The organism is Pararhizobium sp. A13 (assembly GCF_040126305.1).
GTDB lineage: Bacteria > Pseudomonadota > Alphaproteobacteria > Rhizobiales > Rhizobiaceae > Pararhizobium.
On the sequence record NZ_CP149510.1, the window covers coordinates 777,301 to 799,092 of the forward strand.

General features: G+C 61.4%; 21 protein-coding genes. 5 read left to right on the top strand and 16 right to left on the bottom strand.

The genetic code is table 11. The features are described from left to right. Positions 1 to 3: 3 nt before the first annotated feature. Positions 4 to 1,827, top strand: a complete 1,824-nt coding sequence (gene typA / locus WI754_RS03730) for a translational GTPase TypA (protein ID WP_349436295.1) — start codon at positions 4 to 6, stop codon at positions 1,825 to 1,827. 89 nt (positions 1,828 to 1,916) lie between these two features. Here typA and gfa read toward each other — a convergent pair whose 3' ends face one another. The 8 genes from gfa to WI754_RS03770 form a co-directional block, all read right to left on the bottom strand. Beyond that, positions 1,917 to 2,492 (bottom strand): S-(hydroxymethyl)glutathione synthase, encoded by a 576-nt coding sequence (gene gfa, locus WI754_RS03735; protein ID WP_349436296.1) that lies wholly within the window; start codon positions 2,490 to 2,492, stop codon positions 1,917 to 1,919. Positions 2,493 to 2,719: 227 nt separating this feature from the next. Next, the gene (locus WI754_RS03740; protein WP_349436298.1) at positions 2,720 to 3,358 is read right to left on the bottom strand and encodes a metallophosphoesterase family protein; all 639 of its coding nucleotides are present in this window, start codon (positions 3,356 to 3,358) and stop codon (positions 2,720 to 2,722) included. Between the two features lie 169 nt (positions 3,359 to 3,527). Continuing rightward, positions 3,528 to 4,097: a CarD family transcriptional regulator gene (locus WI754_RS03745; protein ID WP_037129806.1), complete on the bottom strand. Its 570-nt coding sequence runs from the start codon at positions 4,095 to 4,097 to the stop codon at positions 3,528 to 3,530. Positions 4,098 to 4,512: 415 nt separating this feature from the next. After that, on the bottom strand, positions 4,513 to 4,851 hold the full coding sequence (fdxA, locus tag WI754_RS03750) for a ferredoxin FdxA (RefSeq protein ID WP_349436299.1): 339 nt from the start codon (positions 4,849 to 4,851) through the stop codon (positions 4,513 to 4,515). A 203-nt stretch (positions 4,852 to 5,054) separates the two neighbouring features. Next, positions 5,055 to 5,468, bottom strand: a complete 414-nt coding sequence (locus tag WI754_RS03755; RefSeq protein ID WP_349436300.1) for an RNA-binding S4 domain-containing protein — start codon at positions 5,466 to 5,468, stop codon at positions 5,055 to 5,057. Between the two features lie 4 nt (positions 5,469 to 5,472). Then, on the bottom strand, positions 5,473 to 8,544 hold the full coding sequence (locus WI754_RS03760) for a helicase-related protein (RefSeq protein WP_349437718.1): 3,072 nt from the start codon (positions 8,542 to 8,544) through the stop codon (positions 5,473 to 5,475). Between the two features lie 944 nt (positions 8,545 to 9,488). Beyond that, a complete protein-coding gene (locus WI754_RS03765) occupies positions 9,489 to 10,214 on the bottom strand; it encodes a beta-ketoacyl-ACP reductase (protein ID WP_349436301.1) in 726 nt (241 codons plus the stop codon). A 128-nt stretch (positions 10,215 to 10,342) separates the two neighbouring features. Beyond that, positions 10,343 to 11,524, bottom strand: a complete 1,182-nt coding sequence (locus tag WI754_RS03770) for an acetyl-CoA C-acetyltransferase (protein ID WP_349436302.1) — start codon at positions 11,522 to 11,524, stop codon at positions 10,343 to 10,345. Positions 11,525 to 11,752: 228 nt separating this feature from the next. Here WI754_RS03770 and phaR point away from each other — a divergent pair, with 228 nt between their 5' ends. Beyond that, positions 11,753 to 12,334 (top strand): polyhydroxyalkanoate synthesis repressor PhaR, encoded by a 582-nt coding sequence (phaR, locus tag WI754_RS03775; protein ID WP_113003661.1) that lies wholly within the window; start codon positions 11,753 to 11,755, stop codon positions 12,332 to 12,334. A gap of 46 nt (positions 12,335 to 12,380) precedes the next feature. On the opposite strand, the gene WI754_RS03780 is transcribed toward phaR, so the two are convergent. From WI754_RS03780 to mtgA, 4 genes are all read right to left on the bottom strand, one after another. Then, positions 12,381 to 12,788, bottom strand: a complete 408-nt coding sequence (locus WI754_RS03780) for a hypothetical protein (RefSeq protein WP_349436303.1) — start codon at positions 12,786 to 12,788, stop codon at positions 12,381 to 12,383. Positions 12,789 to 13,005: 217 nt separating this feature from the next. Further along, positions 13,006 to 13,191 (bottom strand): 50S ribosomal protein L32, encoded by a 186-nt coding sequence (gene rpmF / locus WI754_RS03785; protein WP_026203804.1) that lies wholly within the window; start codon positions 13,189 to 13,191, stop codon positions 13,006 to 13,008. 158 nt (positions 13,192 to 13,349) lie between these two features. Next, positions 13,350 to 13,997: a glutathione S-transferase family protein gene (locus tag WI754_RS03790; protein ID WP_349436305.1), complete on the bottom strand. Its 648-nt coding sequence runs from the start codon at positions 13,995 to 13,997 to the stop codon at positions 13,350 to 13,352. Positions 13,998 to 14,076: 79 nt separating this feature from the next. Then, positions 14,077 to 14,826 (bottom strand): monofunctional biosynthetic peptidoglycan transglycosylase, encoded by a 750-nt coding sequence (gene mtgA, locus WI754_RS03795; RefSeq protein WP_349437719.1) that lies wholly within the window; start codon positions 14,824 to 14,826, stop codon positions 14,077 to 14,079. A gap of 159 nt (positions 14,827 to 14,985) precedes the next feature. Here mtgA and WI754_RS03800 point away from each other — a divergent pair, with 159 nt between their 5' ends. The 3 genes from WI754_RS03800 to WI754_RS03810 all read left to right on the top strand — a co-directional run bounded on the left by WI754_RS03800 (position 14,986) and on the right by WI754_RS03810 (position 17,889). Continuing rightward, the gene (locus WI754_RS03800) at positions 14,986 to 15,900 is read left to right on the top strand and encodes a polyprenyl synthetase family protein (RefSeq protein ID WP_349436306.1); all 915 of its coding nucleotides are present in this window, start codon (positions 14,986 to 14,988) and stop codon (positions 15,898 to 15,900) included. Positions 15,901 to 15,903: 3 nt separating this feature from the next. Further along, the gene (hisC, locus tag WI754_RS03805; RefSeq protein WP_349436308.1) at positions 15,904 to 16,959 is read left to right on the top strand and encodes a histidinol-phosphate transaminase; all 1,056 of its coding nucleotides are present in this window, start codon (positions 15,904 to 15,906) and stop codon (positions 16,957 to 16,959) included. A 291-nt stretch (positions 16,960 to 17,250) separates the two neighbouring features. Continuing rightward, a complete protein-coding gene (locus tag WI754_RS03810) occupies positions 17,251 to 17,889 on the top strand; it encodes a LysE family translocator (protein WP_349436310.1) in 639 nt (212 codons plus the stop codon). Position 17,890: 1 nt separating this feature from the next. Here the strand turns inward: WI754_RS03810 and ispG are convergent, their stop codons facing one another. From ispG to WI754_RS03830, 4 genes are all read right to left on the bottom strand, one after another. Then, entirely contained in the window at positions 17,891 to 19,144 is a 1,254-nt protein-coding gene (ispG, locus tag WI754_RS03815) for a flavodoxin-dependent (E)-4-hydroxy-3-methylbut-2-enyl-diphosphate synthase (RefSeq protein WP_349436312.1), read from the bottom strand. Positions 19,145 to 19,265: 121 nt separating this feature from the next. Continuing rightward, positions 19,266 to 20,459, bottom strand: coding sequence for an MFS transporter (locus WI754_RS03820; protein ID WP_349436314.1), 1,194 nt, complete (start codon positions 20,457 to 20,459; stop codon positions 19,266 to 19,268). Positions 20,460 to 20,483: 24 nt separating this feature from the next. After that, positions 20,484 to 20,864, bottom strand: a complete 381-nt coding sequence (locus tag WI754_RS03825; protein WP_349436315.1) for a VOC family protein — start codon at positions 20,862 to 20,864, stop codon at positions 20,484 to 20,486. Then, positions 20,861 to 21,643, bottom strand: coding sequence for a DeoR/GlpR family DNA-binding transcription regulator (locus WI754_RS03830; RefSeq protein WP_349436317.1), 783 nt, complete (start codon positions 21,641 to 21,643; stop codon positions 20,861 to 20,863). Before WI754_RS03830 ends, WI754_RS03825 begins: the two co-directional genes overlap by 4 nt. Positions 21,644 to 21,792 lie beyond the last annotated feature (149 nt).

Here is a 21,792-nt window from a genome sequence, read left to right on the forward strand (position 1 = left end):
CACATGAAAATGCGCAACATCGCGATCATCGCACACGTTGACCATGGGAAAACCACGCTTGTCGACGAACTTCTGAAGCAGTCGGGTTCCTTCCGCGACAACCAGCGCACGACCGAGCGCATGATGGACTCGAACGAGCTCGAAAAAGAGCGCGGCATCACCATTCTCGCCAAGGCGACCTCGATCGAGTGGAAGGGCACGCGCATCAACATCGTCGACACTCCCGGCCACGCCGACTTCGGCGGTGAAGTCGAGCGCATCCTGTCGATGGTCGATGGCGCAATCGTCCTGGTCGACTCCTCGGAAGGCCCGATGCCGCAGACCAAGTTCGTGGTCTCGAAGGCGCTGAAAGTCGGCCTTCGTCCGATCGTCGCGATCAACAAGATCGACCGCCCGGATGGCCGCCACGAGGAAGTCATCAACGAAGTCTTCGACCTCTTCGCCAATCTCGACGCGACCGACGAACAGCTCGACTTCCCGATCCTCTACGGTTCGGGCCGCGATGGCTGGATGAACGTCAACCCGGAAGGCCCGAAGGACGCAGGCCTCGCGCCGCTGCTGGACCTCGTTCTGGAACATGTTCCGGAGCCGACCGTCGAAGAAGGTCCGTTCCGCCTGATCGGCACCATCCTCGAAGCCAACCCCTTCCTCGGCCGCATCATCACCGGCCGTATCGCATCCGGTTCGATCAAGCCGAACCAGGCGGTGAAGGTTCTCGGCCAGGACGGCAAGCTGATCGAAAACGGCCGTATCTCCAAGATTCTCGCGTTCCGCGGTATCGAGCGCACGGCGATCGAGGAAGCGCATGCGGGCGACATCGTCGCGATCGCCGGCCTTTCCAAGGGCACGGTTGCCGACACGTTCTGCGATCCGTCCGTAACCGAGGCGATGAAGGCGCAGCCGATCGACCCGCCGACCGTTACCATGTCCTTCATCGTCAACGATAGTCCGCTCGCCGGCACCGAAGGTGACAAAGTCACCTCGCGTGTCATCCGCGATCGCCTGTTCAAGGAAGCAGAAGGCAACGTCGCGCTGAAGATCGAAGAATCCTCCGAGAAGGATTCGTTCTTCGTTTCCGGTCGCGGCGAATTGCAGCTCGCCGTTCTGATCGAAACCATGCGCCGCGAAGGCTTCGAGCTTGCCGTTTCGCGTCCGCGCGTCGTCATGCACAAGGACGAAGCAACGGGCCAGATGCTGGAGCCGATCGAAGAAGTCGTGATCGACGTCGACGAAGAATATTCCGGCGTCGTCGTCCAGAAGATGTCCGAGCGTAAGGCCGAGATGTCCGAGCTTCGTCCCTCTGGCGGTAATCGCGTTCGTCTGAAGTTCTTCGCACCGACACGCGGCCTGATCGGCTACCAGTCGGAACTTCTGACCGACACGCGCGGCACGGCGATCATGAACCGCTTGTTCCACGACTACCAGCCTTACAAGGGCGATATCGGCGGCCGTGTACAGGGCGTTCTGCTCTCCAATGATGCCGGCGAATCCGTCGCTTATGCCATGTTCAACCTGGAAGACCGCGGCCCGATGATCATCGACGCCGGCGAGAAGGTCTATGCCGGCATGATCATCGGCATCCATACGCGCGACAACGATCTGGAAGTGAACGTGCTGAAGGGCAAGAAGCTCACCAACATGCGCGCCTCCGGCAAGGACGAGGCCGTCAAGCTGACCCCGCCGATCCGTATGACGCTCGACCGCGCGCTTTCCTGGATCCAGGACGACGAACTGGTTGAAGTGACGCCGAAGAACATCCGCCTGCGCAAGATCTATCTCGATAGCAACGACCGCAAGCGTTTTGAAAAGTCGCGCGGCGCCGCATAAGCGGCAGCTTCACGCTGAACAGGAAAGAGGGCGCTGCGATGGAGATCGCGGCGCCCTCTTTCATTTCTCACAGGTCGTCCGGCAGGCCATCAGGATTGCAGGACACCGCTCTTCTTGGCCGTCCAGGTGGCGATGTAGTCCATCAGCCCCGGCGACAGGCAATCGGAGGGTGGCAGGCCGAGGTCGCTGAGGCGCTGGCGGATAGCGCTCATATCGGCCGGATCGGTGCCGGATTCGATGATGGACGAGACGAAGGCGGCGAATCCGGGCGGTGCCCAGCCATCCTTGTCGAACCGTTCGGGGTGAATGAAATCCAGTCCCTGGAAAGGATGCTCGCGCACCACCGGGCCGTACATGTGCACACCGCAGCCCTGGCAGGCGTGCCGCTGGATCAGCGCCGATTTATCGACCACTTCGAGCTTGTCGCCGTTTTCAAGAACGGTGATCTTGTCATGCGGAACGACAGCAACGATCGAAAACGTCGCACCGGCCGGTTTCCAGCATTTCGTGCAGCCGCAGGCATGGTTATGGGCGACGTCGCCTTCCACCTTGACCTTGACGGGTCGGTCTGCGCATTCGCAGACGAGAGTCCCGCCTGTAAAGCCCGGCGAGCCCGTGGGCAAGCCCTTGTCGAGTAGCGGATGTAGAGAAACGGTACCTGTCATTTTCTCCTCCAGTGCCGGTCATGGTTTCGCCCTGCCGCGCCGGCAGATCGCAACAGGACGCCTCGCCGACAGCATAGCACGATGGCGCTACAGCACCGCGCGTCTTTTAAGACACACCAAGGTCGCTGTAAAACTTTGATCTGCTGCATAATTTTATCCTTAAATCGATTCCGATTTAAGGAATTATGCAGTAGGAGTCGCCCGTGTTCATGAGGTCCGCGGAGCGCTCACCATCCCGCTTTAAGGAACTCAAGCGGGCCACCGGCCACATCATCGTCGAAGACCGCGCAGGTCAGCTTGCCGCCAAAGACACAGCCGCTGTCGATATTCGTTCTGTTACCGATGGTCCGAGGATTGGCTCTGGACGGCGTATGTCCATGGCAAAGGTGTTTGCCCCAGTAGTACGCTGACGTTTGCGGCCGCAGCCAGAGCAGGTCCTGCGGCGATTGTTTGTCGAGCGGGACATCGGGATCGACGCCCGCATGGACGAAGATTCGGTGTGTGTCCAGAAGCATGAGTGGCAGCCGCTCGGCCCATGCCAGATCCTCAGTCGGCACCCTGCCATTATAGGACAGCTCGGTCTCCAACCCGCCATTGTCGAGCCACCAATTCCGATCATAGCGGCCCGCATAGGCGCCAACCATCATGTCCTCATGATTGCCCTTGAGCATGATCCATCGCCAGCCTGGTTTTGCCGGGCCAGCCTTGAGCAGATCGATCACGCCCCGGCTGTCGGGGCCCCGATCGATATAGTCTCCGATATACACGATGGTTCCTGAAGCCCAGCGAGCCTCGATCATGGCCTGGAGCTTGCGCAACGGTTCGCAGCAGCCATGGATATCACCGATTGCGAACGTGTAGCTCATGGGACATTCCGGCCTGTATAACGATGACGCAACAGCGTCGCCACGCAGCCAGAATACAACGATCTGCGACAGACAGATATGGCATCGCCAAGGGCGTGGCGCGGACAAAAAAAGCCCCGTCATTGCTGACAGGGCTTTTTGAATGTGGGCGCCGGCCGTTGAAGCGTGCTTACGCTGCTTCTTCCTGCGCTTCGTCTTCTTCGAGGGCCTTGCCGCGCTTCGGACCCTTGCTGAGGTTGGCTTCGACGAGACGGACAGCTTCCGTTTCCGACATCTTGTTCACGGCTGCGATCTCGCGCGCCATGCGGTCAAGCGCAGCTTCGTAGAGCTGACGTTCGGAATAGGACTGCTCCGGCTGGTTTTCAGCACGGTAGAGGTCGCGTACGACCTCGGCGATCGAGATCAGGTCGCCGGAATTGATCTTGGCATCATATTCCTGCGCGCGGCGGGACCACATGGTCCGCTTGACGCGCGCCCTGCCCTGGACAACCTTCAATGCACGCTCGACGAAATCGGTTTCGGACAGCTTGCGCATGCCGATGCTGACGGCCTTTGCAACCGGCACCTTGAGGCGCATCTTGTCCTTTTCGAAATCGATCACAAACAGTTCGAGCGACATGCCCGCAACCACCTGCTCTTCGATTGCCACGATCTGTCCAACACCATGGGCCGGGTAAACGATCGATTCACCGGTCTTGAAGCCATGGCGTGTTGAAGATTTTTTCTGCTGGGTCGTCATTCGTTTCAAAAACTCCCTGTTACGCTCCCGGCTGCAAGCCGGGGCCGGGTCAGTCAGGCCCGGGATGGACGGGGGCACCGTCGGGTGACTCCATGCTGATCCGAGCCAACGGTCACCAAATCGATCTTCTGCGGGGCGATCACACACAAGCAACAGACGTTGCGTATTTGGGGTCAGCCGCGCCGTGGGACTCTTTTGCTTTCGTGATGGTTTTCAGGCACACGTACGTGCCGTGATGTGGATCAGTTTTTCGACCCTATCATAAAAAACTGCCTAAATCAATAATTTGCTTTACAACGGGAGGCAAGGTCAACCCGTCCGGCACGGACATGGTTAAGCCACAATTCCCCAAATTTCGCCACTTTTTTCGACCGGAAAATCACACCCTGAACCGGTCGCACAAAGCCCTTGAAGGTCAATCGCCCTTGCCGGGCTCGGGCGAAAAATATTTCTCGTACTTGCCTTCAACGCCGTCCATTTCCTTGGCTTCCGGCATCTCGTCTTTCTTGACGGTGATGTTCGGCCACTGGGTCGCGAATTCGGCATTGACTTTCAGCCACGCGTCGAGGCCCGGCTCGGTATCGGGCTTGATGGCTCCTGCCGGACATTCCGGTTCGCAGACGCCGCAGTCGATGCACTCGTCGGGATGAATGACCAGGAAATTCTCGCCTTCGTAGAAGCAGTCCACCGGGCACACTTCCACGCAATCAGTATATTTGCAGCGTATGCAATTGTCGGTCACGACATACGTCATGAGGTACTCCAGCGATTTCTCACATTCGATGGCAGACAGCAACCGAGAGCGAAGTCCGCTTGTCCGCATCCGTTCGGGATATCAGCCCGCCAGCGCCTTTGGCGGCGCCATGGGACTGCTCATTTGTCCCGTCAGGTAAAGGCTTTGCCTGGGCTTTGCAAGAATAATCCATGCGCCAAAGCGCCGTCCGGCGAGACAGTTTTCTAATCCTCCTGCCAGCCCGGCCGCAGCCGGTCTACCTCTCGGCGCTCCTTCTTGGTCGGCCGGCCGCTGCCGCGCTCACGCGTCGCCTGTTCGAAAGCATTCGGCTTTTCGCCCGGCACTGGCGGCGGCGTCAGATCCTCGTAGAGAAGCCGCGCTTCCTCGTAAGGGCCGCGTCGATTGCCAGGCTGCAGGACGCGCACCGTCATATCGCACCGGTCGAGCGAAAGAATGACGACATCCCCGGCTTTCACGGCGAAGGACGGCTGGGTGGTGCGGGTCTCGTTGACCCGGACATGACCAGCCTCGATCGCCTTCTGGGCGATCGAGCGGGACTTTTGCAGCCGCGTGAAAAACAGCCATTTGTCGAGACGCTGGCGGAGAACCGGCAGGGACTGGGGCTGCTTTTCGGTCATGGCCTTATTTTTTCATCTGCTCCTTCAGGGCAGCGAGCTTGGCGAAGGGCGAATCCGGATCGATCGGTTTTTCCTTGCGCGGAGGACGCGCCTCGAACTTGGCGGCCTGCGGCTTAGTGCCGCGGTCGTTGCGATCGGGACGATCCTGGCGCTCGCCCTTTTCAGGACGCTGGCCACCCTGCGGCTTGCCACCGTCGCGGCCGCGATTGCGGTCCGGCCGGCCACCGTTGCCCTTGCGGCTGTCATCACCACGCGCTTCGCGACGACCGTCGCCGTCGCGGCGCTGCTCACCGCCATCGCGGCGGGCTTCACCCTGCTGCGCCCGGTTGTTGGCCCCACGGTGATTGCCGTGCGGACGTCCGCCTGCGCGCTGGTTGTCGTTGCGGCCGCCGGGGCGCCACAGAAGAACCGGCTTGGCTTCGACCGGCTCTGCGGGTTCGCCAGCCGGTTCAGCAACGGCTTCTGCCTCCGGAGCAGCCGCAGCGGGCGCTGCCTGTTCCTGTGCCGGCTCGGAAGCCTGGGCCTCGTCGCCTGGGGCATCCGCATCATCGTGGTCGGCCGTCTCGGTCGGCGTTTCGACGGCCGTCGGCTCCGCCGGCGTGGTCGCATTGCCCGTCTGCGCAGACAGGAATGCGGCAGCTTCTTCGGTCTTCACACTGTCGGCACGATAACCGAGACCCTTGAGGATCTCTTCCATATCGTCGGGCGTCGCACCGAGAATGGACAGCATGGCCGTCGTCGCGGTGAAGCGGCGACCGTCATAGGCGCCGTCCGGACGCGGCGTCGTGCCCGGCTTCCACTGCAAGAGCGGCCGGATGAGGTCGGCGAGCCGCTCGAGGATATCGATGCGGACGGCGCGCTTGCCGAGGAAACGGAAGCCTGCCAGCTTGTAGAAGGTGCGCTCGAACGACGGATCGGTGACGACCGACGTACGGCCAGCCGCCAGGACCGGGATGAGGTCGCCGTAACCGGGCTTGTCCAGGCCGTCATTCTTCAAGGCCCAGAGGAGTGTGATGAGCTCGGCCGGAGCAGGCTTCAGCAGAGCCGGCATGAAGATGTGATAGGCGCCGAAGCGGATGCCGTGGCGGCGGATCGAGGCGCGCGCCTCCTGATCCAGCGACTTGACCTCGTCGGCGACGTCGCGGCGGAACATCACGCCGAGATTTTCAACGAGCTGGAACGCCAGACCCTTGGCAAGGCCCTCGAGATCTTCAGCACGCGACAGGTCGTCGAGCGGCTTCAGGACCGTCGAGATATGGTGGTTCACGAAACGCTCGATGCGAGCAAGGACATGGTCGCGGGCGTTGCCCTGAAGCTGCTCGTCGGCCAACAGGATGACGCGCGGGCGCATGACATGCTCGCTCGCTGCCAGCCGCGCTACGGGATCGCCGAGCCAGCGCACGAGACCATCGGAAGCAAGCGCCAGATCGGCATTGCCCGCCGCATGCAGGCGCGCTGCCCGCGCTTCGAATTCCAGCGCCAGCGCCTTTTGTGCCGCCCCCTGCACCGCGCGCGCGTCGAGACCGTCGGTCACTGCCGCCAGCGTGAAACGGAACCCGGCCAATTGTCCCACATGATGTCCTTCAACAAAGACATCGCCATTTACACTGATTTCAGCTTCCAGCATCGCATTCTCTCTCAGGCGCTTCATGAGCACAGATGTCCTGCGATCAACAAAGCGTTTCGTCAACCTTTCATGTAACGCGTCAGACAATCGATCTTCGATTTCCCGCGTCTTTTCTTGCCAGTGTGTCGGATCGGCAAGCCACCCCGGACGGTTAGACACATAGGTCCATGTCCTGATTTGTGCAATTCTCGCGGACAATGTGTCGATTTCACCTTCCGTAAGGTCCGCGCGGCGAACCTGTTCGGCCATGAAATCTTCGTTCACTGTGCCACGCCGGACGAGATCGGCATAGATCGTCGAGATCAGATCCGCGTGTTGCGCCGGCGTTATACGACGATAGTCTGGAAGCGCACAGGCCTCCCAGAGTTTTTCTACACGCTCCGGTGTCGTTGCGACACTGGTGATTTCCGGATAACGCGAAAGATAGTCCAGCGCCTGCTGGTCGACGGCCGGCAGAGCCCGCGTCAGGCCGTTTACCGTGGGTGCGGCATCGAGGCTCTTCTTCAAAGCCGCTATCGAGGCGAAGTTGAGCGCCTTCGAGCGCCATTGCAGCACCCGCACGGGGTCGAACTGGTGCGATTCGATGCGGTGGACGAGCTCGTTGTCGAACGGCTCCACCCGCGAGGTGACGCCGAAGGTCCCATCGCGGAGGTGGCGGCCGGCGCGGCCTGCGACCTGCGCCAGTTCACCCGGGTTGAGATTGCGGAACTGATAGCCGTCATACTTCCGATCCTGGGCGAAGGCGACGTGATCGACATCGAGGTTCAACCCCATGCCGATCGCGTCGGTTGCCACCAGATACTCGACGTCGCCCGCCTGATAGAGTGCCACCTGCGCGTTGCGGGTGCGGGGCGACAGGGCTCCGAGGACGACGGCGGCACCACCCCTCTGGCGGCGGATCAGTTCCGCGATCGCATAGACCTCTTCCGCGGAGAAGGCGACGATCGCCGTGCGCTGCGGCAGCCGGGTGATCTTCTTCGCGCCGGCATAGAGGAGCTGCGACAGGCGCGGCCGCTCGACGACGGTAATGCCCGGCAGCAGGTGCTCGAGGATCGGCCGCATGGTCGCTGCGCCGAGAAGCAGGGTCTCGTTTCTGCCGCGCAGATGCATCAACCGGTCTGTGAAGATGTGGCCGCGCTCGAGATCACCGGCGAGCTGCACCTCGTCGATCGCGACGAACGCTGCCTTGGTCTCGCGCGGCATGGCCTCGACCGTGCAGACCGAGAAGCGCGCCATATGCGGCGTGATCTTTTCCTCGCCGGTGATCAGCGCGACATTGTGGGCGCCGACCTTCTCGACGAGACGGGTATAGACCTCGCGGGCAAGCAGCCGGAGCGGCAATCCGATCACGCCGGATTCATGCGCGACCATGCGCTCGATCGCATAATGCGTCTTGCCGGTATTGGTGGGGCCGAGGACCGCGATCACACCGCGGCCGCTCAAGATCATGGGTTGGTCAGGCACTGTCTCGATCCTGCGCACTTTCAGTCTGCGAAGGCCATTCACGGCGGTAAAGCCGTTCAACCGGCGCAGCACACATGCCCACGCGGCAACACAAACGCAAGGGTGCAAGGGCATGAAACAATGCAAATGGGGCTCGCGACGCGCATTTCCACCCGGATTTTCCGGAATCGGAACAGCGATGGAACGAATCGGCGACGAATCACTGACTCTTTCTGATTCATCTTTTGTTCACCGCTAGATATTGATTTTCTGAGCCAGATTCGCACCAGATGCTGAATCGCCAAATTCGGGCGGAAATGCCCGCGGATATTGATCTCGACAACATCCGGAGTTTCATGAGATTCAGAATCCAAATAACTGAAAATTCAGAAAAATTTAACCATAATCGTTACTCAGTTCGCCGCGGATGCACCGCTTGCCGATACCGTGGCCAAAGGCGGAACGAATCGGCGACGAATCGCGACGCTACGGATTTCCCGATTTGTTCCCCACAAGATATGGTATGAATAACGGAAATTTAACCATAGGAAAAATTGTGTCTTTTGCCAGATTCCTATTGGCTCGTTAGTATTTTCATCTCCGAAATCGACGACGTCCCATCGCAGGCGTGCACTGGTAAAGCGGAGAGGCAGGCGAAAAAGCACCGCATGCTGTCGAGAATCGGGGCGTCCAAAAAGCCTTCGAACGGGACCTTCCAGCTGCCATATTGATCTTCTCAGCCAAAGCGGGAAACGAATCGGCGGTGAATCGCAGACACGGAATGTGTCCCGGTTTCTTCACCACAAGAGATTGTTTAAAATCAATTTGTTAACCATAGGAAACGGTGGATAACCTGCTCTGCAGGGATACCAAGAACGACGGCGTCAATCTTTTCCCATAACGAGAACGGCGCCACAGGGGCGCCGTTCGCAACAGCAAGAACCAATCGATCAGACGAAGAACTGGCCGCCATTGGCGGAGATCGTGGAACCGGTGATGAAGCCGGCATCGTCGGACGCCAGGAACACGGCAATACGGGCAATCTCTTCCGGCTCGCCGAGACGACCGACAGGGATCTGCGGGATGATGCGTTCCGCCAGAACCTTTTCAGGGATCGCGCGGACCATCTCCGTACCGATATAACCGGGGCAGATGGCGTTGACGGTGATGCCCTTGGCGGCACCTTCCTGCGCGAGTGCCTTTGTGAAGCCGAGATCGCCCGCCTTCGCTGCCGAATAGTTGGCCTGGCCCATCTGGCCCTTCTGGCCGTTGATCGAGGATATATTGATCACACGACCGAAATTGCGGTCGCGCATGCCGGTCCAGACCGGGTGCGTCATGTTGAAAAGGCCGCTGAGGTTGGTGTCGATGACGTCCTTCCAGTTCTCCGGCGTCATCTTGTGGAACATGGCGTCGCGCGTGATCCCGGCATTGTTGACGAGAACTTCGATCGGACCGAGATCGGCCTCGATCTTGGCGATGCCTGCAGCGCAAGCCGCGTAGTCGGAAACGTCCCATTTATAGGTCGGAATGCCGGTTTCGGCGGTAAAGGCCTGCGCCTTCTCATCATTGCCGGCATAGTTTGCCGCGACGTTGTATCCTGCGCCCTTCAAGGCGATGGATATGGCAGCGCCGATGCCGCGTGATCCACCAGTGACCAAAGCTACTCTGCTCATCCGTCTCTCCCCTGTTACCCTGTTCTTGGCTTGATGCCGCGCCCGCGGACGCAAACACTATTCTTCCCGCTGTTGCCGGGAAGTCTGCTCCGGCCGCGAGGCCGGAGCGAATGCCTAGCGGATGATTGTCACAGCCGTTCGACACACATGGCGACACCCATGCCCCCGCCGATGCAGAGTGTTGCGAGACCTTTGGACACGCCGCGGCGCTTCATTTCGAACAGCAGCGTGTTGAGAACGCGCGCGCCGGAGGCGCCGATCGGGTGACCGATGGCGATTGCACCGCCATTGACGTTGACGATCGACGTATCCCAACCAAGATCCTTGTTGACGGCGCAGGCCTGCGCCGCAAAGGCCTCGTTGGCCTCGACAAGCTCGACATCGCCGACCGACCAGCCGGCCCTTTCAAGCGCCTTGCGCGAAGCGGGAATGGGGCCGGTGCCCATGATCTGCGGATCAACGCCGGCGGTCGCCCAGGAGACGATCCGGGCCAGCGGCTGGATGCCGCGGCGGCCGGCTTCTGCCTCGGTCATCAACAACGTTGCGGCCGCACCATCATTGAGCCCGGAGGCGTTGCCGGCGGTGACGGTGCCCTCCTTGTCGAAGGCCGGGCGGAGCTTTGCCATCGAGTCCAGCGTGGCGCCGTGGCGGATATATTCGTCCTGATCAACGGTGACGTCGCCCTTGCGGCCCTTGACGATGAAGGGAATGATTTCGTCGGCGAAGCGGCCGGCCTTCTGGGCGGCCTCGGCCTTGTTCTGCGAGGCAAGCGCGAACTGGTCCTGCTCGTCGCGCGACAGCTGCCATTTCTTGGCGATGTTCTCGGCGGTGGTGCCCATGTGATAGCCGTAGAAGGCATCGGTCAGGCCGTCCTTGATCATGGTATCGACCATCTTGAAGTCGCCCATCTTGACGCCGCCGCGCAGGTGCGCGCAGTGCGGTGCCATCGACATCGACTCCATGCCGCCGGCCACGATGATCCTGGCGTCACCCGTGGCAATTTGCTGCATGCCGAGTGCAACCGCGCGCAGGCCGGAACCGCAGAGCTGGTTCATGCCCCAGGCGGTCGCTTCCTGCGGAATGCCGGCCTTCATGGCCGCCTGGCGGGCCGGATTCTGGCCTTCGCCGGCCGACAAGACCTGACCGAGAATAACCTCGTCCACTTCGCCGGCATCGACGCCGGCGCGCTCAAGCACACCCTTGATGACCGCGGCGCCGAGTTCGTGCGCAGGCGTATTGGCAAAGGAACCGTTGAAAGACCCGACGGCGGTGCGGCCGGCGCTGGCGATGACGATGGAGGGAGTGCTCATCAGATATTTCCTCGTTCATTTTTTTCGCGACGACCGAAGACTGGCAAAGGTCATCGCGCAAGTCAAACGCCATAATGTGACGACCGCTGCAGTTTCGATCCGCAATCGTAAGATGAGACGAATTTTCGCACCTGCGTCGTCGCATTGCACAAAGAGATTGTCAGAACCGGTTTTTTACGGATACTCTGAAAAACACAATAAAGACGGGAGCATGGGGAGGAGACCCTGATGGCAAAACACGACGGCCAGATCGTTATCAAGAAATATGCCAACCGGAGGCTCTACAATACCGGAACCAGTACATACGTCACGCTCGACGATCTCGCGGTCATGGTGAAGAAGGGGGAGGAATTCACCGTTCAGGACGCCAAATCAGGCGAGGACATCACGCATCAGGTGCTGACGCAGATCATTTTCGAGCAGGAATCGAAGACCGGCAACACGCTTTTGCCGATTTCCTTCCTGCGCCAGCTGATCTCCTTCTACGGAGACCAGATGCAGATGGTGGTGCCGAGCTATCTCGAACATTCGATGCAGGCCTTCACCGACCAGCAGGTGCAGATGCGCGAGCAGATCAACAAGGCCTTCGGCGACACGCCGCTCGGCAAGAACCTGTCCGTCCCGCTGCAACTGGTGGAAGAACAGGTCCGGCGCAATACCGAGCTCTTCCATCAGGCGATGCAGATGTTCTCGCCCTTCATGGCAGCGACACCGCAAGCCAAGGAGCCGCGCAAGGCTGAAGCCAAGGACATCGATGAACTGAAGGAACAGCTTCGCGCGCTGCAGACGAAACTGGAAAACCTCGGCTGACCAGCCTTTGCCGCGCCGCCGGAGGGCGCGGCATTTGGCCCCATCCTTAAAGTCCGATCGAGACGTCCCGCCCGGCCGTGCGCATCGACACCGAGAAACCGGCGATCACGTCGATGAAGCTGATCGTCATCAGGATGAAGAAGACGTGCGTCGCCGCGTTGGGGACCAGCAGGAATTCCACCAGGAAGACGATGAACAGCACCATCGACAGAAGATGATCCATCAGCGCCTTGGAGCTGATGCGGGTCGCCTTGATGATTTCGACGAAAAGCAGCGCCAGCGCGATGACGATCAGCAGATCCCCGACGCTCATCGTCCAGACGGCGCCCGACAGCATGGTCAGCGACAGGATCGTCTCTTCGAAGACCGCGACACCGCCGCTTCCCAGGACGCCGACCATTCCAAGATTGTAGAGAATGAACGGCAGGATCAGCAATGGAATGGCGGCAATCATCGGCACTAGCTCCCAGTTTGGCGCGCCGGACCTCACGAGCCGGGCGTCGATCGATATTTGCTTACAGCACGGTTATGGTCAAGAAAATGACCGCCCGACGCAGATAGGGCGACGATCCCGGAAACCGACCCGAAGGCCGGACGTGCCCGCAAGCAGACAACAGAAAAGGGCCGGCGAAAGCCAGCCCTTCAAAAATTGAGCCTGACGGCGACGCTGATTAAGCGGAAGCCTTCGGGGTCAGAACCTGGCGACCGCGATACATGCCGGTCTTCAGGTCGATGTGGTGCGGACGGCGCAGTTCGCCGGAGTTCTTGTCTTCGACGTAAGTCGGAGCCTTCAGCGCGTCAGCGGAACGGCGCATACCGCGCTTGGACGGGCTTGTTTTTCTTTTCGGTACAGCCATTTCATACTCCACTTATCGGGCAAAACTCTGTTGAGCGGCCAGACCGTTGGCCGGGACAAACAGATGTCAATCTCGGAATTTGCCGGGCTTATACATGCCTCACAGGCGTTTGACCAGTCCCCAAGGCCATTTTTTCGCGATCGCCGGCCTGAGACAGATCAAGCCTCGTCTTCCGGTACGATCCATGTTTCCTGGAGCGCAGCCTCCTGCCATTTCCGGAAGGAGGGATGGGTCTTCACCGCATCCATGTATGCGAGCGAGCCTGGATTGCGGGTGAGGTCGTAAACCTCGAACCGGTTGACCACCGGCGCAAACATGGCATCTGCGGCGGTGAAGCGTCCGAACAGGAACGGACCACCCGAGCGGGCTACGGCCTCGCGCCAGATCGTCTCGATCCGCTCGACATCGTCCATGACGCCGTCCGGCAGGTTGATCGCCCGCTTCTTGCGGCGGATGTTCATCGGGCAGGCGCCGCGCAGCGCGCGGAAACCGGAGAGCATCTCCATGGAATAGCTGCGGGCGACCGCCCTTTCGGCGGGATCCTGCGGCCAGAGTCCGGCTTCGGGAAAAAGCTCGGCGACATATTCGATGATCGCCAGCGATTCCCAGACGCGGACATCGCCATGGTGCAGCACCGGAACCCGCCCCGTCGGCGAGATGTCCCTGAACTTCGGATTACCAGCCGGAAAGTCGAACGGGATGACGACATCCTCGAACGGCACGCCGCAGGCTTCAAGCGCAAGCCATGGCCGAAGCGACCAGGAGGAATAGTTCTTGTTGCCGACATAGAGCGTGAGCTTGGTCACCGGTCTTCTCCAATCCTCGTGAATGAGGCTCTCGCTATAAAGGGAAAGCCACGTTCAGCGCCAATGAAAAGGCCTGATCTCATTCATAAAGGCATTTGATATATTCGCCCGATCGGCCGGCGCGGCGCTCGATCAGCGAGGCGAGCCGCCGCAGGCCGCGGCCGGGCTTGCCGGCATTGCGCTCGATCGGATTGGGAAGCGCGACCGCCAGAAGAGCAGCCTGGCGACGCGTGAGCTTGGCGGCCGAAACGCCGAAATGGTGCCGGGCGGCGGCTTCCGCACCGTAGATTCCCGGCCCCCATTCCGCGACATTCAGGTAAAGCTCCATCATCCGCCGCTTGCTCCAGACGAAATCGGCCACCAGCGCCAGGGGTAGCTCCATGCCCTTGCGGAGGAAGGAACGGCCGTTCCAGAGAAACAGGTTCTTGGCCGTCTGCATCGGGATCGTCGAGGCGCCGCGGGTGGATTCGCCTTCCAGCGCATCGTTGACGACGCCGCGCATCTGCACCCAGTCGACGCCGTCGTGAATACAGAATTGGCCGTCTTCCGACATCATCACCGACTGCACGAGATTGGGCGAAATATTGTCGAACGAGACCCATTGGCGATCATAGCCGCGCAGAAGCACGAGATCGCGCAACATCAGCGTCGAAATCGGATGAATGAAACTCGGTACATAGAGGATGATCAGGATATAGGGGAGCACGAGGATGCCGAACATGGCCATTGCGATGCGCCGCCAGCGCTGACGCAGAACATCCCGCCACCCTCGCGAACGGCTGGAAGACACGTCCTCCTCCTCTTCCCGAGTCTCCGGTACGATGTCCACCCCTGAAGCGCCCGCCTGATAATCCATAAAATTCTCATAGAGCAAGAACGGGCAAAATTGAACGGTTTTCTCGGCTTTGCACTGCAAGCCGCGCCGACGCCTGCCGATATGGTAAAATCCCGTTGCCAGCGGCCTTACAGTCATGCCAAAGAGCGCCGCATGAGCGAAAACTCCGCATCCTTCAAAATCCGCCTGAAGAACAATGCTGCAGAGGTCGAGGCCTGTCTGGCCAGTATTCTCACCGACACGGCACAACCGGATGAAATCGCCCGGCCGGAACCGCTGCTGGCGGCCATGCGCCACGGCGTGCTGAACGGCGGCAAGCGCCTGCGCCCGTTCCTGGTGATGGAAAGCGCCGCCCTTCTCGGGGGCGATCCGGAGGCCGCCTTGCGCGTCGGCACGGCATTGGAATGTGTCCACAGCTATTCGCTCGTTCATGACGATCTTCCGGCCATGGACGACGACGACCTCCGCCGTGGCCAGCCGACCGTGCACATCGCGCACGGTGAGGCGAATGCGATCCTTGCCGGCGACAGCCTGCTGACACTCGCCTTCGATATCATCGCCGCACCGGAAACACGGCTCCCCGACCGGCAGAAGACCGAGCTGGTCCTCGCATTGGCGCGCGCCTCGGGCGTCGGCGGCATGGCCGGCGGCCAGGCCCTCGACCTGGCGGCGGAAGGCTGCGCGCTCGACGAGACAGGCATCACGACGCTACAGGCGATGAAGACCGGCGCACTGATCCGCTTTGCCTGCGAGGCCGGCGCCATCATAGCCGGTAGCTCCGATGCCGATCGACGGCTGATGCGGCAATACGGCGAAAAGATCGGGCTCGCGTTCCAGCTGGCCGACGACCTACTCGACCTGACGGCCGACGCGGAGACGATGGGAAAGGCGACCGGCAAGGACGCCGCCCGCGGCAAGGGCACGCTTGTTGCCCTGCATGGGAAGGACTGGAGCGAGGCCCAGCTCGCCCGGCTGGTGCAGGAGGCTGCCGCACTGCTTGAACCATTCGGTGAGCGTGCGGACATTCTCAACGAAACGGCCCGTTTCGTCGCCAATCGCAGGAGCTGACTGATGAGCAAGTTCTGGTCGCCGATTGTCGGCACGCTGAAGCCCTATACGGCAGGCGAGCAGCCGCGCATCGCAAACATGGTCAAGCTCAACACCAACGAAAACCCCTATGGTCCGTCGCCCAGGGCGATCGCCGCCATGCAGGCGGCCGTGGCCGATACGCTGAAGCTCTATCCGGACCCGAGCGCGCGTGCGCTGCGCGAAGCGATCGCCAGGGAATACGGCGTTTCGCCGGACGAAGTCTTTGTCGGCAACGGTTCCGACGAGGTCCTGGCACATGCCTTCGTGGCGCTTCTCAAGCACGAGAAGCCGCTGCTCTATCCCGACATTACCTACAGTTTCTACCCGACCTATTGCCGCCTGTTCGGCATCGAGGCCGTGGAAGTCCCGCTGAACGACGATTTCTGTATCGACTTCGGCGACTATGACCGGCCCTGCGGCGCGATCATCCTGCCGAATCCGAATGCGCCCACCGGCATCGGCCTGCCGCTGTCGGCGATCGGGACCCTTCTTGCAGCGCATCCCGAGCAGCCGGTCGTGATCGACGAAGCCTATATCGACTTCGGCGGCGAGAGTGCGATCCCTCTCACCCGGAAATACGACAATCTGCTGGTCGTCCACACCTTGTCCAAGTCGCGCTCGCTGGCGGGCCTGCGCGTCGGCTATGCCATCGGCCAGCGGCCACTGATCGATGCGCTGGAGCGCGTGAAGGACAGTTTCAACTCCTATCCGCTGGACCGCATCGCACAGGCTGGCGCCACCGCCGCCATAGAAGACACCGCATGGTTCGACGAAACACGCCATGCCGTCATCGCCTCGCGCGACCGCATCTCCGGTGCACTGCGCCAGCGGGGCTTCGAGGTGCTCCCTTCGCAAGCCAACTTCGTGTTTGCCCGTCACCCGGACCACAGCGGCGAGGCACTGGCAAAGGGCCTGCGCGCGCGGGCGGTGCTCGTGCGCCACTTCGCCAAGCCGCGTATTTCCGATTTCCTGCGCATCACGATCGGCACGCCGGAGCAGTGCGACGCACTCATTGCGGCACTGGAAGACATTCTCTGAGGGCTTTCGTTCGGGCGGTTCAGGTCGTTTCAACCTCTGCAACCCGATGTCCGACATCCTGCCCTGCCTGTCGCAACTCGTCGTCGCCTGGACCGCCTACCTGATCGCCAACGCCTCGCCCGGCCCGGCTATCCGCCATCATCGCGACTCTGTCAGCCAGGGTCGCAAGGGGGCTCGTCGCTGGCCTTCGGATGGGCAGCGGCAGGGAATATTGTCACCACAACAAAATGCCTGTTTCGCTGAAAAAAGGAACGGGCATAGTGGCGGTGAAAAACCAACCGGAAATCGCTTATGTCTTCCCTCATGCCCTACTTGCCACAACTCATGGTCGCCTGGGGCGCATACATCATCGCCACGGCTTCACCCGGACCGGCGATCGTTTCCATCATTTCCACCGCGATCAGCCATGGCCGCAATGCCGGTCTTGCGCTCGCCTTCGGCGTTCTGACAGGGTCCTATACTTGGGCGATGCTGGCGGCAGCCGGGCTCTCTGCGCTGATCAGAACCTATGGGAATGCCTTGTTCGTCCTGAAAATCGCGGGCGGGCTCTATTTGCTCTGGCTGGCCTTCAAGGCTTTGAAGGCTGCGATGCGGAAGGAAGCCGACAGCATACTTCTGCTGGAGAAGCAGTCACCCTCGCTGCGCCGCCTCTACCTCAAGGGCCTCGGCATTCACCTGACGAACCCGAAGGCGATCTTTTCCTGGCTCACGCTGGTTTCGCTCGGCACACCGCAGGACGCGCCGCATGTCATGCCCGTCCTGATCGGCGGATGCATGGTGCTCGGCGTCGTCATCTTCGTGGGCTTTGCGCTGCTGTTTTCCATCGAACCGGTGCACCGCGGCTACAGGAAGGCGCGCCGCGGGATCGAAGCGGCCATGGCCGGCTTCTTTGCCTTTGCGGGATTCAAGCTTCTGACGGCACGGCTGTAGCCTACTCGGCCGCCGCCTGGCCCCGGCCGAAGCGCTTCTCGATATAGTCGGCGACGAGCGCTTCGAAATCGCCGGCGATATTGGTGCCGCGGATCGTCATCGCCTTCTTGCCGTCGATATAGACCGGGGCTGCCGGAAGCTCGCCGGTGCCGGGCAGCGAGATGCCGATATCGGCATGTTTGCTTTCGCCCGGGCCGTTGACGATGCAGCCCATGACCGCGACCTTCAGGCCTTCGACGCCCGGATATTTCTCGCGCCAGACCGGCATGTTGCGGCGGATATCGTCCTCGATCTTTCGGGCAAGTTCCTGGAACACCGTCGAGGTCGTCCGGCCACAGCCGGGACAGGCGGCAACGACCGGGATGAACTGCCGGAAGCCCATGACCTGCAACAGTTCCTGCGCCACCTGCACCTCGCGGGTGCGGTCGCCGCCGGGCTCGGGGGTGAGCGAAATGCGGATCGTATCGCCGATCCCCTGCTGCATCAGGATGCCGAGCGAGGCGGCAGACGCAACGATGCCCTTGGACCCCATGCCGGCTTCGGTGAGGCCGAGATGCAGCGCATGGTCGGAACGTGTCGCCAGCATCGCATAGACGGCGATCAGGTCCTGCACGTTCGAGACCTTGGCCGAGAGGATGATGCGGTTGCGCGGCAGGCCGATTTCTTCCGCCAGTTCCGCCGAGATCAGCGCCGACTGGACGATGGTTTCGCGCATGACTTGGCTGGCGGTGAGCGGAAATCCCTTGGCCTGGTTGTCGTCCATCATCCGCGTCAGCAGTTCCTGATCAAGCGAGCCCCAGTTGACGCCGATGCGCACCGGCTTGTTGAATTCGATGGCGCGTTCGATGATGGCGGCGAACTGCTTGTCCTTCTTGTCCTTGAAACCGACATTGCCGGGATTGATGCGGTATTTCGCCAGCGCCTCGGCGCAAGCCGGATGGTCGGCGAGCAGCTTGTGGCCGATATAATGGAAATCGCCGATCAGCGGCACGTCAAGACCGAGGCGCTCGAGCCGCTCGCGGATCTTCGGCACGGCGGCAGCGCTTTCGTCACGGTCGACGGTGATGCGCACCAGTTCGGAGCCGGCACGATGCAGCGCCGCGACCTGCGCAACGGTGGCGTCGACGTCGGCCGTGTCGGTATTGGTCATCGACTGCACGATGACGGGTGCAGCTCCCCCGACGATCACTCCACCGACATCGACGGCAACGGAGGCGCGGCGCGGCTGCGGATCAAAATCGAAGGCGGAAGACATGAAAGCCCCTTGAACATGCTGTTGCGGCTACTTTTCCTCAGGTGGATGAGGAAAGCCGCCTTGTCAACGGCAACATCATGGATTGACGGCGAATTGATGACCGCGAGGCCGCACGTTGACCTCAGTCGTGCCCCTTCGGATCGGCGTGAACCGCATGATGCGACAAGAGAAGCACCACGATGAACAAGGCCGGAATGCAGGTGAAGATGATCGAAAAACCGGTGTGCTCGGCGATGAAGCCGATCAGCGACGGGGCAAACAGCATGCCGGAATAGCCCATGAAGGTGGCGACCGACAGCCCGATGCCCGGCGCCAGGCCCGGCATGTTGCCGGCGGCGGAAAAGGCGATCGGCACCATGTTGGAAATGCCGACGCCAGCCAGCGCAAAGCCGAAAATGGCCAGCGGCGCATTCGGCGCAAGACCGGCAAGGACGAGGCCGACCAGCGCCGCCAGCGTGCAGACGCGCAGCGTCGTCACGCCGCCGAAGCGGTCGCGCACGTGGTCACCGGCAAAGCGCATGATCGCCATGGTCGCCGAAAAGGCGGCAAAGCCGAAGCCGGACAGGGCGACCGAGGCACCGAGTTCGTTGCGCAGGTAAAGCGCGCCCCAATCCAGCACGCTTCCCTCCGGCACCATCGAGAACAGCGCCACGAGACCGACCAGCCAGGGCAGCGGCGTCATCGGCAGGCGCAGTTTCTCCTTGGCCACATCGGGATGCGGCCGGTCGTGGAGAATCATCGGCCAGGCGACGGCGAGCACCACAAGGCAGAACAGCGTGACGAGAATCGCGTGCGGCAGCACGCCAAATTGCGCCATGATGACACCGCCACTTGCCGATCCGATGAGACCGCCAAGGCTCCAATAGGCGTGGCAGGACGACATGATTGCCCGGCGCATCGACTTCTCGACTTCGACCGCATTGGCATTCATCGCCACATCCATGGCGCCGACGAAGCCGCCGAGCAGGAACATGCCGATCACCGCCGTCCAGACATTCGGCAGCAGCGTCAGGAGCAGGAGAAGCGGCGACAGGATGATAGCCGTGACCTTCACCACCTTCTGCGAGCCGAGCCGGGCAATGAAGCCGCCGGCGATCGGCATCAGTACCAGCGAACCGATGCCGAAAGCGAGAATCAGCAAGCCAAGCACGCTCTCGCCGATGCCCAGCCGCTCCTTGAATTCCGGAATCTTCGGCGCCCAGCTGCCGGTGACGAAACCGTTCATCAGAAACAGCAGCGACACGGCCAGGCGGGTTTTCGGCATATAGCCTGACCGAACGGCGGCCTGCGGCTGGAGGAGGTTGCGTTGATCCATGGTCTTTTCCTGTCGTGTCCGGACTCAAACCGTGATTTCAATGAGATTGCCGTCGGGGTCCCTGAGGACCGCCTCGTAGAAGCCATCACCCGTCATGCGGGCGGGAGAGATGAGAATTCCTGAAGCCGCCGCCTGCGCCGCCATTGCATCCACCGCCTCGCGGCTGCCGAGCGACAGGGCGAGATGGGCGTAGCCCTGCCGTTCTTCCAGCACCTCTCGCGCGATCCAGGGCCCCTGCATCACCTCGATCGAGGGGCCGTCCTTCAGCGTCAGGAAGCGCGAGCAAAAGCCGGGGCGGCGGGCGCTCTTGTAGAGATCACCCACGACCGCGCCAAACGTCTCGGCCCAGAAACGGCAGAGGCCATCGAGGTCGGCGGTCCAAAGAGCGATATGCGCGATCCTCATGCCTTGGCCTTTCGCGCGTGTGCGATGGCGATCCCGGCCTCTTCGTAGCAACGGACAGCGGCCGCCGGCGCATCATGCTCGACGACAAGTGCCGAGCAGCGACGTGCGGCGATGACCCGATGCGGCGCCGAGGTCCCGAATTTGTCGTTGGTGATTGCCGCCAGCACAGATGCGCTGCTCAGCGCCACAAGCCGCTTGAACTCGGCATCCTCGTATTCGAAGACGGTCAGTCCGGCGTCGATATCGGCGCCACAGGCGCCGAGAATGCAGAGATCGGGTCGCAGCGTCTCGATGTCGCGCTGCGCCCTGGCGCCGATCGCGGCGCCCACACGCCTGTCGATCTTGCCGCCGATGACAATCAGATCGATCCCGGGCTTGTCCATCAGCGCGGCGGCAATCAACGGCGTGTTCGTTACCGCCGTCAGCTCCAGATCGCTCGGAAGAGCCTCTGCGATCGCTAGATTGGTCGAACCAGCATCGAAGAAGACCGTCATTCCCGGTTTGATGAAGGCAAGGGCGGCAGCGGCAAGTGCTGCCTTGCGCTCGGGCGCCTCGCCGACACGCTGGGCAAGGGTCGTGCTGCCGGGCGAGACCGGCAGCGCGCCGCCATAGACTCGCTCGCAAAGCCCTGCGGCAGCAAGCTCACGCAGATCGCGGCGAATCGTATCCTCGGAGACGTTGAATTCCTGCGCGAGATCGACAGCCAGCACCCGGCCGGACGCCCGCAGGCGGTCCTGGATCAGCCGTTGACGTTGTTGAAGAAGCAGTTCTGCCTGCATGGGTTCGGCCACATCGTGCATAATTACGGATAAATCGGCACAAACAGGCATACACACACGCTCTTCGGAATTCAACCGATTTGTATGATTTCTGCAAAAATGTGCCGCGAAAACCGGCAAGCCGCCTTGAATTTGAGCGATCGGCGCCA

Coding starts and splice junctions, on each gene's coding strand:
- typA (WP_349436295.1), top strand. CDS start 4: ATGAAAATGCGCAACATCGCGATCATCGCACACGTTGACCATGGGAAA.
- gfa (WP_349436296.1), bottom strand. CDS start 2,492: ATGACAGGTACCGTTTCTCTACATCCGCTACTCGACAAGGGCTTGCCC.
- WI754_RS03740 (WP_349436298.1), bottom strand. CDS start 3,358: ATGAGCTACACGTTCGCAATCGGTGATATCCATGGCTGCTGCGAACCG.
- WI754_RS03745 (WP_037129806.1), bottom strand. CDS start 4,097: ATGACGACCCAGCAGAAAAAATCTTCAACACGCCATGGCTTCAAGACC.
- fdxA (WP_349436299.1), bottom strand. CDS start 4,851: ATGACGTATGTCGTGACCGACAATTGCATACGCTGCAAATATACTGAT.
- WI754_RS03755 (WP_349436300.1), bottom strand. CDS start 5,468: ATGACCGAAAAGCAGCCCCAGTCCCTGCCGGTTCTCCGCCAGCGTCTC.
- WI754_RS03760 (WP_349437718.1), bottom strand. CDS start 8,544: ATGATCTTGAGCGGCCGCGGTGTGATCGCGGTCCTCGGCCCCACCAAT.
- WI754_RS03765 (WP_349436301.1), bottom strand. CDS start 10,214: ATGAGCAGAGTAGCTTTGGTCACTGGTGGATCACGCGGCATCGGCGCT.
- WI754_RS03770 (WP_349436302.1), bottom strand. CDS start 11,524: ATGAGCACTCCCTCCATCGTCATCGCCAGCGCCGGCCGCACCGCCGTC.
- phaR (WP_113003661.1), top strand. CDS start 11,753: ATGGCAAAACACGACGGCCAGATCGTTATCAAGAAATATGCCAACCGG.
- WI754_RS03780 (WP_349436303.1), bottom strand. CDS start 12,788: ATGATTGCCGCCATTCCATTGCTGATCCTGCCGTTCATTCTCTACAAT.
- rpmF (WP_026203804.1), bottom strand. CDS start 13,191: ATGGCTGTACCGAAAAGAAAAACAAGCCCGTCCAAGCGCGGTATGCGC.
- WI754_RS03800 (WP_349436306.1), top strand. CDS start 14,986: ATGAGCGAAAACTCCGCATCCTTCAAAATCCGCCTGAAGAACAATGCT.
- hisC (WP_349436308.1), top strand. CDS start 15,904: ATGAGCAAGTTCTGGTCGCCGATTGTCGGCACGCTGAAGCCCTATACG.
- WI754_RS03810 (WP_349436310.1), top strand. CDS start 17,251: ATGTCTTCCCTCATGCCCTACTTGCCACAACTCATGGTCGCCTGGGGC.
- ispG (WP_349436312.1), bottom strand. CDS start 19,144: ATGTCTTCCGCCTTCGATTTTGATCCGCAGCCGCGCCGCGCCTCCGTT.
- WI754_RS03820 (WP_349436314.1), bottom strand. CDS start 20,459: ATGGATCAACGCAACCTCCTCCAGCCGCAGGCCGCCGTTCGGTCAGGC.
- WI754_RS03825 (WP_349436315.1), bottom strand. CDS start 20,864: ATGAGGATCGCGCATATCGCTCTTTGGACCGCCGACCTCGATGGCCTC.
- WI754_RS03830 (WP_349436317.1), bottom strand. CDS start 21,643: ATGCAGGCAGAACTGCTTCTTCAACAACGTCAACGGCTGATCCAGGAC.